Raw genomic sequence first — 8,983 nt, 5'->3', positions numbered from 1 at the left:
CGTATCGAGGGTTCGAATCCCTCCCTCACCGCCAAATAAAGTAAAAGGGCCTGTCGCAAGACAGGCCCTTTTACTTTATCCGGTGATGGGCGGCTTGGTTCGGACCCTGGTTCGACAAAAGGGCAGGATAGCCCGCTTGGACAGCCGAAGGCTGCCCGCAGGGCGAGCGCCAGGGATGGTGCGAGTCAATCCCGACCCACCGCCAAATTGAAAAACCGACCTCAGGGTCGGTTTTTTGCATCTGGGGGCACCGCAAACCTGATGCCCATAGAGGGAGGGTGAGAACCCTCGCCGGGTTCGAGCAGAGCAGCTTGCTGCGATGAACGGCCAACGGCCGCCCCGAAGGGGTAAGCCACGCAGTGGCGAATCATCCCTCCCTCACCGCCAAATTGAAAGCCCGACCTTATGGTCGGGCTTTTTGCATCTGGGGTTATCATATCCCCTGATGCCCAGCGAGGGGCGGCTAGGTTCGGGCCCTGGCTCGACAAGGGGGCAGGATAGCCCGCTTGGAAAGTCGCAGGCTATCCGCAGAGTGACCGCCAGGGATGGCGCGAGTCAATCCCGACCCACCGCCATATTCAAAGCCCGACCTTATGGTCGGGCTTAATTGTTATTGGGACCGTCATCTCCTCGGCTTCAGCGCAGGGTGGCTGTGTCTCCTTGCCGGAGACGGTATTCCGTCCGTCTCAGGCCGACTTTTCCTTCCCTATCTGCATCAGAAGATCACCCCCACCAGCCTGTCGAGCAGTGTCTCGAAGGAGAAGAGGGTGAGGAGCAGGGGCAGGAAGGGCACCACAGTCGCGAGCACCAGTTGCAGGAACATGTCCCGACTGAATGGCATGGGCCTGACCTCCTTGATGACGGCATAGGCAGTACCCAGATCGGCGAGGGACTGGATATCCGAGGCGCCAAGCAGGGATTCCCCGTCTCTGTCCGCCGTGCGCAGCCAGCGGTGCTCGAAGCTGCGGCTGTACTCGGCGGCGAGGGCGCCGTATTCCCGCAGTCCCAGACGCTTGGCCGCCAGAATATGGGGAGCAAAGACCGTCAGAGGCGCCAGCACCAGCAGCAAGCCGAAGCCGGCGAGCAGAATGATCTCCGGTTTGTAGGCGGTGAGCACGGCGGCGTCATAGAAGATCCGGTTGGCGATAAAGCCGGCAAGCTGGGCCCCCAGAGCGGTCAGCAGCGGCGAGTAGGCGTAGGCCGAGCCACCGAGAAAGCCGAGGCCGCAGTTGCGATCGGGATGGGTCGGCATGAGGGAGAGGGGGATCCGGGAGACCTGCCAGAGGAAGCGGGTCCAGATCAGGAGCCGGTAGAGCCAGCGCAGGAGCAGAAACTGGATGATGGGGTTGCTCACCCAGAAAAACCAGAAACCGGGCAGGGTCAGGGTCGGGCTACCCCCTTCCATGGTGGCGTACCAGGTCGAGGACTCCAGAACGAAGGTGTGGGTCCGGATGAAGTACCCCATAGAGAGGACCAGCAGGATAAGGCCGACCTCCGCGGGGATCGAATTTCGCCAGATCATGGCGCTGCGAATGGCGTCATGAAAGCGTGGCAAGGAGAGCGGCGAGATCAACCCCCGTTCGATGAACTGGCTGACGATCCCCCGGATGCGCTGGTGGACGACGAGCTCGGCGAACACCAGCAAGGAGACGCAGATGAGAAAGCGGACATGGGTCTCTACGTCCAGCAGAAAGGGCACCGCCACCCCTTGCAGCAGGCTGCCGTCCCACCCGCACAGCAACAACAGGGGCAGCCAGCAGATCCCGCAGAGGACGAGGATCCGTCGCCTGATGTGCGCCTCTATGTCACCAAGATGCGCCCGGCTCCACAGCTGATAGAGGGGCCCCCCCAGGATCAGGGAGAAGTTGCTGGGATCGGACAGGGGAGGGCTGAGGGGATCGGGCGGGGTGACAGGCCTGTGATGCGACATGATGGGACCACCTTGCTGTGCGACAAATGTGCTATCCGGCCGCCACCGGCTCCCCTTGCCACCAGGGGGGGAAGGGGAGGTTGCTGCGTGCCGGGATTCGGGCTTGGTGTCATGAGTGCACCATGACGGATCCTCTGAACTCAGCCTCTTTGCTGGCTGAAAACCCCATATGAAAACAGGATTGGCAGAGGAAAATGACTGCCGTGACGGCGGGTTCCACCGCAATGCCCCTGAGCCAAGCCCCATGGCTATAGGTATAGCGTTTGCCCATGCTCATGGTGTGATAACCAGCCTATTTTGACATCCTTGTTTACTGCGTTTTGCACAGGCATTGCAGATGGAGTGCACCATAGCGTCTGATGCACACAACGGGTGGTTGAATGTCCCGGAAAGGGTTATGTCTGATTGCGAAATGCAGGAAAACCTCCCTGTCGATCAGCATCGATGATTTCTGTCATTCAACCGGCGTCTTGACTCTGCCAATCGCGATCTGTTGATTGATTCTCCTGCAGTCTGGTGGTCTGGAACAAGGGAGTGTTATTTATACCAAGGTGAGATCATGGGGTTAAATGGTCGATTAACAGCATCAAATAGAAAATACTGTGACAACGCTTTCATTTTTCATAACGTATGTTCTGAATAGGGCGTAATTTATATTTATTTAAATCACGATGCGCCAATAAATACTACTTTGTGGGTATGGCAGGTTGCGTATTGAGCTTAATAAGTGCATGTTATATATAGCTTTTTATTTCGCAATGTCGATATCATGGGCAAGTAATGTGTTTCTGTTTGATAAAGATCAACATGGGGGGTAAGGGGTAGGAATAGCATTCCCGCCATTAAGCATTTGTCAAACAATGCTCACTGACGGGAATAAAAAGAATGGTCGAGGATACATTTTTATCGGCTCATGGAATTAATCGCCGTGACTTTATGAAATTGTGCGCTGGGATGGCCGCAACCCTGGGATTAAGCCAGAATGCCGTGGCCAAGATGGCCACCGCGCTCTCCAGCCCCGAGCGGCCACCGGTGATCTGGATTGGGGCGCAGGAGTGTACCGGCTGTACCGAGTCACTGCTGCGCGCCACTCACCCCACCATAGAAAACCTGATCCTCAACACCATTTCGCTGGAGTACCACGAGGTGCTCTCGGCGGCCTTTGGTCATCAGGCGGAAGAGAACAAGCACAACGCCATCAAGCGCTATAAAGGCAAGTATGTGCTGGTGGTGGATGGCTCCATTCCGCTGAAAGATGGTGGTGTCTACTGCATGGTGGCCGGTGAGCCCATCGTCGACCATATTCGCCGTGCTGCAGCCGATGCGGCTGCCGTCATCGCCATCGGCTCCTGCTCCGCCTGGGGCGGCGTGCCCGCCAGCGGCGGCAACCCGACCGGTGCCGTCAGTCTGGAGGAGGCCCTCGGCAATATCGGCACCCCCATCATCAATATCCCGGGTTGCCCGCCCAATCCCCACAACTTCCTCACCACGGTTGCCTACTACATCACCTACGGCAAGCTGCCGGCACTGGATAGCAAGAAGCGTCCGCTGTTTGCCTATGAGCGCCTTATCCACGAAAACTGCGAGCGCCGTCCGCACTTTGACGCAGGCCGCTTTGCCAAGGAGTTTGGCGACGAGGGCCACCGTCAAGGCTGGTGTCTCTACCATCTGGGCTGCAAGGGGCCGGAGACCTACGGCAACTGTTCGACCCTGGAGTTCTGCGACGTGGGCGGCGGCATCTGGCCGGTGGGCATAGGTCATCCCTGCTATGGCTGCAACGAGCAGGGGGTCGGTTTTAGCAAGGGGATCTTCCAGCTCGCCAAGGTAGAGAACCCGACCCCGCGGGTGGATAAACCCGATGTGAAGATCCAGGAGGGGGGCTATACCTCGCCCACCGCCACCGGTCTCATCGGTGGCGCCCTCGGGGTGCTGGTAGGGGTGAGTCTGATGACGGTGCGTGAACTCGGTCGCCAGCAGAAGCGCCACGAAGCCGGGCAGCACCCATCACGGGAGGAATGACCGTGAACAGACGTAATTTCCTCAAATTCGCCTCCGTCGGTGCACTGGCGGCGGGCACAGCCGTCCCCGGCACCGCACTGGCGGCAGCCAAGAACAAGCCGCCCATTCCCGGGTCGCTCGGCATGCTCTACGACTCCACTCTCTGCGTCGGCTGTCAGGCCTGTGTGGCGGAGTGTCAGCGCCTCAACGGCAACCCGTCCAATCCGGAGGGGGCGCAGACCTGGTCCACCAACGACAAGCTGACCCCCTACACCAACAACATTATTCAGGTGTGGAAGAGCGGCAGCGGCGAGCACAAGGATCAGCTGGTGGATGGCTATGCCTACATCAAGAAGCAGTGCATGCACTGTGTCGATCCCAACTGCGTCTCCGTCTGTCCGGTGCAGGCCCTGCGCAAGGATCCCAAGACCGGCATAGTTCACTATGACCCGGACGTCTGCACCGGCTGCCGCTACTGCATGGTGGGCTGCCCCTTCGATGTGCCCAAATATGACTACGACAATCCGCTTGGGGCCATCCACAAGTGCGAGCTCTGCAACCAGAAAGGGCTTGAGCGGATCGATCAGGGCAAGCTACCCGGCTGTGTCGAAGTGTGCCCGACTGGCGCCGTGATCTTCGGTACCCGCGAGGATCTGATGGCCGAGGCCAAGCGCCGCCTGTTGGCGACCCCCGGCAGTGAATACGCCTATCCCCGCCAGACCCTCTCCGCCAACGACCCCTACCTGCATCAGGTGCCGAGCTACCAGCCTTACGTCTATGGCGAGAAGGAGGGGGGCGGCACCCAGGTGTTGGTGCTGGCCGGGGTGCCCTACACCAGGCTCGACATGCCCGATCTGCCGGAGCTCTCCTCCGGTGCCCGCTCCGAGCATATCCAGCACACCCTCTACAAGGGGATGGTGCTGCCCATGGTGGTGCTGACCGGCCTCTCGGTGCTCATTCGTCGCAACAGCAAGAAGAGTGGCCACGATCACCATGATGACGAGGGCCATGGGCCTGACAGTCACCAGGATCAGGGCTCGGCAAAGGGAGGCAAGGATCATGAGTAACCACAAGGCGCATCCGCTCGGCGGCAAGCTGGTCAGCTGGCCCGTGCTGGTGCTGGCCCCCTTTGCCGTGTTGTGCGGCATGCTTATTCTCAAGCGCCTCTTCTTCGGGTTGGGCTCGGTCACTGACCTGAACGGCGGCTATCCCTGGGGGCTGTGGATCTCTTTTGACCTGCTGATAGGCACAGGTTTTGCCTGCGGCGGCTGGGCGCTGGCCTGGGCTGTCTATGTGTTCAACCGGGGGGAGTATCACCCGCTGGTGCGGCCGGCCCTGCTGGCGAGCCTGTTTGGCTACTCCCTGGGTGGCCTCTCCATCACCATAGACGTGGGGCGTTACTGGAATTTGCCGTACTTCTACCTGCCCGGCCACTTCAACACCTCCTCGGTGCTGTTCGAGACGGCGGTCTGCATGACAATCTATATCGGAGTGATGGCGCTGGAGTTCGCGCCCGTGCTGCTGGAGAAGTTCGGCTGGAAGGCGTCACTCATTCGCCTCAACAAGATCATGTTCTTCGTGCTGGCGCTGGGGGCCCTGCTGCCTACCATGCACCAGTCCTCGATGGGCTCATTGATGATAGTGGCGGGGGAGAAGATACATCCGCTCTGGCAGAGCTACGAGTTGCTGCCGGTCTTCTCCTTGCTCACCGCCTTCATCATGGGCTTCTCCATAGTGGTGTTCGAGGGCTCTTTGGTGCAGGCGGGGCTGGCGGGGCGTGGGCCCAACGAGAAGTCGCTCTTCTACAAGCTGACCCAGGTGATCGACATCTTCCTGATCCTGTTTGTGGCGCTGCGCTTTGCCGAGATCGTCATCAACGACAAGTCGGAGTACCTCTCCGAGTGGAATCGTTACGCCTTGATGTTCTGGAGCGAGATCGCCCTGATGATATTCCCGCTGCTGGTGTTCCACTGGGACAAGAGCCGCCGGGATTCGCGCATGTTGTTCCTGGGGGCCCTCAGCATGCTGCTGGGCGCGGCCCTCTGGCGACTGGATTACTCCCTGCTCGCCTTCAACCCCGGCAATGGCTACCACTACTTCCCCTCCGCGGAGGAGGTGCTGATCTCCCTGGGCTTCGTCGCCATCGAGGTGTGTGCCTATTTGCTGCTGATCCGGCTGCTGCCGGTACTGCCATCACTTGAACGTGTTCACCAAGATTATCAGGCCCGAGGGAAAGCCAACGTATGAGCCAACGTATCACCATAGACCCCATCACCCGCATTGAGGGGCACCTGCGTATCGACTGCGAGATCGAAGGCGGCATAGTCACCAAGGCCTGGTCGTCCGGCACCATGTGGCGCGGGATGGAGGAGATCGTCAAGGGCAACGATCCGCGCGATGCTTGGATGATAGTGCAGCGGATCTGCGGGGTCTGCACCTCCATTCACGCCATCGCCTCGGTGCGGGCGGTGGAGAACGCCATCGGCGCCAAGGTGCCGGTCAATGCCCAGTTCATCCGCAACCTCATCATCGCGGCCCACAACATCCACGATCACATAGTCCACTTCTACCAGCTCTCCGCGCTGGACTGGGTGGACATCACGGCGGCCCTTGAGGCCAATCCGCAAAAAGCGGCCGACCTGCTCAAGGGGGTATCGACCTGGTCCCTCAACAGCGCCGAAGAGCTCGCCAAGGTGCAGGATAAAATTCGCGCTCTGGTGGCGAGCGGCCAGCTCGGCATCTTTGCCAATGGCTACTGGGGTCACAAGGAGATGAAGCTGAGCCCTGAGGTGAACCTCATCGCCGTGGCCCACTACCTGCAGGCGCTGGAGTGCCAGCGCGATGCCAACCGCATCGTCGCCATCCTGGGGGGCAAGAGCCCGCACATCCAGAACCTGGCGGTGGGCGGCGTGGCCAACCCCATCAACCTGGATGCGCCCAGCGTGCTTAACCTCGAGCGCCTCATGTATGTGAAGAGCTTTATCGACCGGCTCGGCGAGTTTATCGAGCAGGTCTACAAGGTGGATGCCGCCATCATAGCCGCTCACTATCCCGAGTGGCTGGCACTGGGGCAGGGGGCCAAGCACTACCTGAGCGTGCCCGAGCTCCCGACCGACGCCGACGGCGGCAGCTTCCTGATGCCGGGCGGCTATATCGAAAACGGCGATCTGGCGGCTTACCGCCCCATAGAGAGCCATCAGGATGCCTGGCTGATGGATGGCATCGCCGAGAGCAACAAGCACGCATGGTACAAGGATGACGTCCCCCTCAAGCCCTGGGAGGGCAAGACGGAGCCGAACTACACCGGCTGGCAGGATGACGGCAAATACTCCTGGGTCAAGTCCCCCACCTTCTACGGCAAGGTGGTGGAAGTGGGGCCCCTCGCAGACTTGCTAGTGAAGCTCGCCGCCAAGCACCCTGGCACTGTGACCCATTTCGATCAGCTGAACGGCATCTACAAGGCGCTGACCGGCTCTGCCATCAAGACTGAACAGCTGCACTCCACCCTGGGCCGCATCATTGGCCGCGCGGTGCGCTGCTGCGTGCTCAAAGACACCCTGGCGCACCAGTGGCAGGCGCTCATCGACAACATCGGCAAGGGGGACTTCACCGCCTACATCAAGGCCGAGATCCCGGCGGACAAGGAGTTTCGCGGGGTGGGCTTTGAAGAGGCGCCGCGGGGCATGCTCTCCCACTGGATCGTCATCAAGGAGGGCAAGATAGAGAACTATCAGGCGGTGGTGCCATCGACCTGGAACTCGGGCCCGCGCAACTTCAACGACGAACCCGGCCCCTACGAGCAGGCGCTGGTGGGCACCCCGGTGGCCGATCCCGCCAAACCGCTGGAAGTGGTGCGCACCATCCACTCGTTCGACCCCTGCATGTCCTGCGCGGTCCACGTGGTGGATACCCAGAATGGTGAAACGACTCAGGTGAAGGTGCTGTGATGAACACCCTGATCCTGGGAGTGGGCAACCTGCTGTTGAGCGACGAGGCGGTGGGAGTGCGCCTCGTCGAGGCGCTGGGGCGCGAATACCGTTTCGCCCCCGGCATCGAGCTGCTCGACGGTGGCACCGCTGGCATGGAGCTGCTCGAAGCCATGGCCAGTCGCGATCACATCATTCTGGCGGATGCGGTGCGAAGTGGTAATCCGCCGGGCACAGTGGTGACCCTGAAAGATGAGGAGATCCCGACCCTGTTTGGCCGCAAGATCTCCCCGCACCAGCTGGGGCTGGCAGATGTGCTCTCGGCGCTGCATATGACGGGGGAGTCGCCCAAGCGGCTCACCCTGATCGGGGTCGAGCCTGAATCCCTCGAACCGCATATCGGCCTCACCCCGCTAGTGGCGGCGGCCATGGGGGAGGCGAAGGATCGGATTTTGACCCTGCTGGCCGCCGTTGGTGCGCCCGCTATCCCGTTCACTGAGCAGGAAAAAGCTGAACAAGCACGGGAGGGCCTATGGCGCAGTCCCATTTAAGCGAGGCAGATGCCGCGCAGGAGTTCATCGGATTTGCCACCAATCCCGCAACCCTGCTGGTAGCCCAGTACGAGCAGATCGCCCGCGAACAGATGCAAGGGCTGCCCTTCTACCACGCCACCATGCCCATAGTGGCACAGTGCGTGCTGTTTGAGGGGCAGTGGCTCGGTTGCGTGCTCACCCCCTGGATGCTGAGTCTGGTGGTGCTGCCGGGGCCGGATCAACTTTGGCCGGTGCGCAGCAGCAGCGATCGCCTCGCCCTGCAGCTCCCCTGCGGCAATATGACCTTTATGGTGGGTGAGCTGCCCGAGACGGGGCAGCTGCTGGCCTGCTCGCTGATGTCGCCGCTCGATCCCCATCTCGGGGCCGAGCAGGGGCGCGCTCTGGTGAGCAGTACCCTCAAGATGCTGCTCTCCTTGCCGGTGCAGCAAGGCGGTGGCGTGGATCTGGGTCGGCGCCGGCTGTTCGGAGCCCGCCGCAGCCAGGGGCTAGTGGCCACCGAGTCCTAGTTTCAGGGAGTATCCGCCATATATCGGGGGCCCCTGTCGGCCCCTTCGTTCGATGTGTCGCCCGGCGCC

7 protein-coding genes and 1 other RNA gene are annotated in these 8,983 nt (G+C 60.9%); 7 read left to right on the top strand and 1 reads right to left on the bottom strand.

Annotated features, from left to right (window positions below; all coding sequences use genetic code 11):
* The first annotated feature begins 258 nt into the window (after positions 1-258).
* A non-coding RNA gene (locus AB5Y91_RS08135) (RtT sRNA) lies at positions 259-387 on the top strand.
* A gap of 328 nt (positions 388-715) precedes the next feature.
* On the opposite strand, the gene AB5Y91_RS08130 is transcribed toward AB5Y91_RS08135, so the two are convergent.
* Positions 716-1,930 carry a hypothetical protein gene (locus tag AB5Y91_RS08130; protein ID WP_368169511.1) on the bottom strand — a complete coding sequence of 405 codons (1,215 nt, stop codon included), beginning with the start codon at positions 1,928-1,930 and terminating at the stop codon, positions 716-718.
* A gap of 885 nt (positions 1,931-2,815) precedes the next feature.
* Here AB5Y91_RS08130 and hybO point away from each other — a divergent pair.
* From hybO to hybE, 6 genes are read left to right on the top strand one after another with little or no spacing between them, the layout of a single operon-like run.
* Positions 2,816-3,949, top strand: a complete 1,134-nt coding sequence (gene hybO / locus AB5Y91_RS08125) for a hydrogenase 2 small subunit (RefSeq protein ID WP_368169510.1) — start codon at positions 2,816-2,818, stop codon at positions 3,947-3,949.
* Positions 3,946-4,995, top strand: coding sequence for a hydrogenase 2 operon protein HybA (gene hybA, locus AB5Y91_RS08120; RefSeq protein WP_368169509.1), 1,050 nt, complete (start codon positions 3,946-3,948; stop codon positions 4,993-4,995). The genes hybO and hybA overlap by 4 nt, the downstream gene beginning before the upstream one ends.
* Complete coding sequence (gene hybB / locus AB5Y91_RS08115; RefSeq protein WP_139744840.1) at positions 4,988-6,175, top strand: Ni/Fe-hydrogenase cytochrome b subunit; 1,188 nt, start codon at positions 4,988-4,990, stop codon at positions 6,173-6,175. Before hybA ends, hybB begins: the two co-directional genes overlap by 8 nt.
* A complete protein-coding gene (gene hybC / locus AB5Y91_RS08110) occupies positions 6,172-7,875 on the top strand; it encodes a hydrogenase 2 large subunit (protein WP_368169508.1) in 1,704 nt (567 codons plus the stop codon). The genes hybB and hybC overlap by 4 nt, the downstream gene beginning before the upstream one ends.
* Positions 7,875-8,405 carry a HyaD/HybD family hydrogenase maturation endopeptidase gene (locus tag AB5Y91_RS08105; protein ID WP_368169507.1) on the top strand — a complete coding sequence of 177 codons (531 nt, stop codon included), beginning with the start codon at positions 7,875-7,877 and terminating at the stop codon, positions 8,403-8,405. The genes hybC and AB5Y91_RS08105 overlap by 1 nt, the downstream gene beginning before the upstream one ends.
* Positions 8,387-8,914: a hydrogenase-2 assembly chaperone gene (gene hybE / locus AB5Y91_RS08100; protein WP_368169506.1), complete on the top strand. Its 528-nt coding sequence runs from the start codon at positions 8,387-8,389 to the stop codon at positions 8,912-8,914. The genes AB5Y91_RS08105 and hybE overlap by 19 nt, the downstream gene beginning before the upstream one ends.
* Positions 8,915-8,983: the final 69 nt, after the last annotated feature.

Origin of the sequence: Aeromonas sp. R4-3 (genome assembly GCF_040908275.1) — a bacterium.
Classification (GTDB): Bacteria; Pseudomonadota; Gammaproteobacteria; order Enterobacterales; family Aeromonadaceae; genus Aeromonas; species Aeromonas rivipollensis.
Note: the sequence above shows the minus strand (reverse complement) of the source record. Positions and strands in the feature narration are given on the sequence as shown.

What these genes read in the sequence shown, in the direction of transcription:
- hybB (WP_139744840.1), top strand. Translation starts at nt 4,988, where the DNA reads ATGAGTAACCACAAGGCGCATCCGCTCGGCGGCAAGCTGGTCAGCTGG.
- AB5Y91_RS08105 (WP_368169507.1), top strand. Translation starts at nt 7,875, where the DNA reads ATGAACACCCTGATCCTGGGAGTGGGCAACCTGCTGTTGAGCGACGAG.
- hybA (WP_368169509.1), top strand. Translation starts at nt 3,946, where the DNA reads ATGACCGTGAACAGACGTAATTTCCTCAAATTCGCCTCCGTCGGTGCA.
- hybC (WP_368169508.1), top strand. Translation starts at nt 6,172, where the DNA reads ATGAGCCAACGTATCACCATAGACCCCATCACCCGCATTGAGGGGCAC.
- AB5Y91_RS08130 (WP_368169511.1), bottom strand. Translation starts at nt 1,930, where the DNA reads ATGTCGCATCACAGGCCTGTCACCCCGCCCGATCCCCTCAGCCCTCCC.
- hybO (WP_368169510.1), top strand. Translation starts at nt 2,816, where the DNA reads ATGGTCGAGGATACATTTTTATCGGCTCATGGAATTAATCGCCGTGAC.
- hybE (WP_368169506.1), top strand. Translation starts at nt 8,387, where the DNA reads ATGGCGCAGTCCCATTTAAGCGAGGCAGATGCCGCGCAGGAGTTCATC.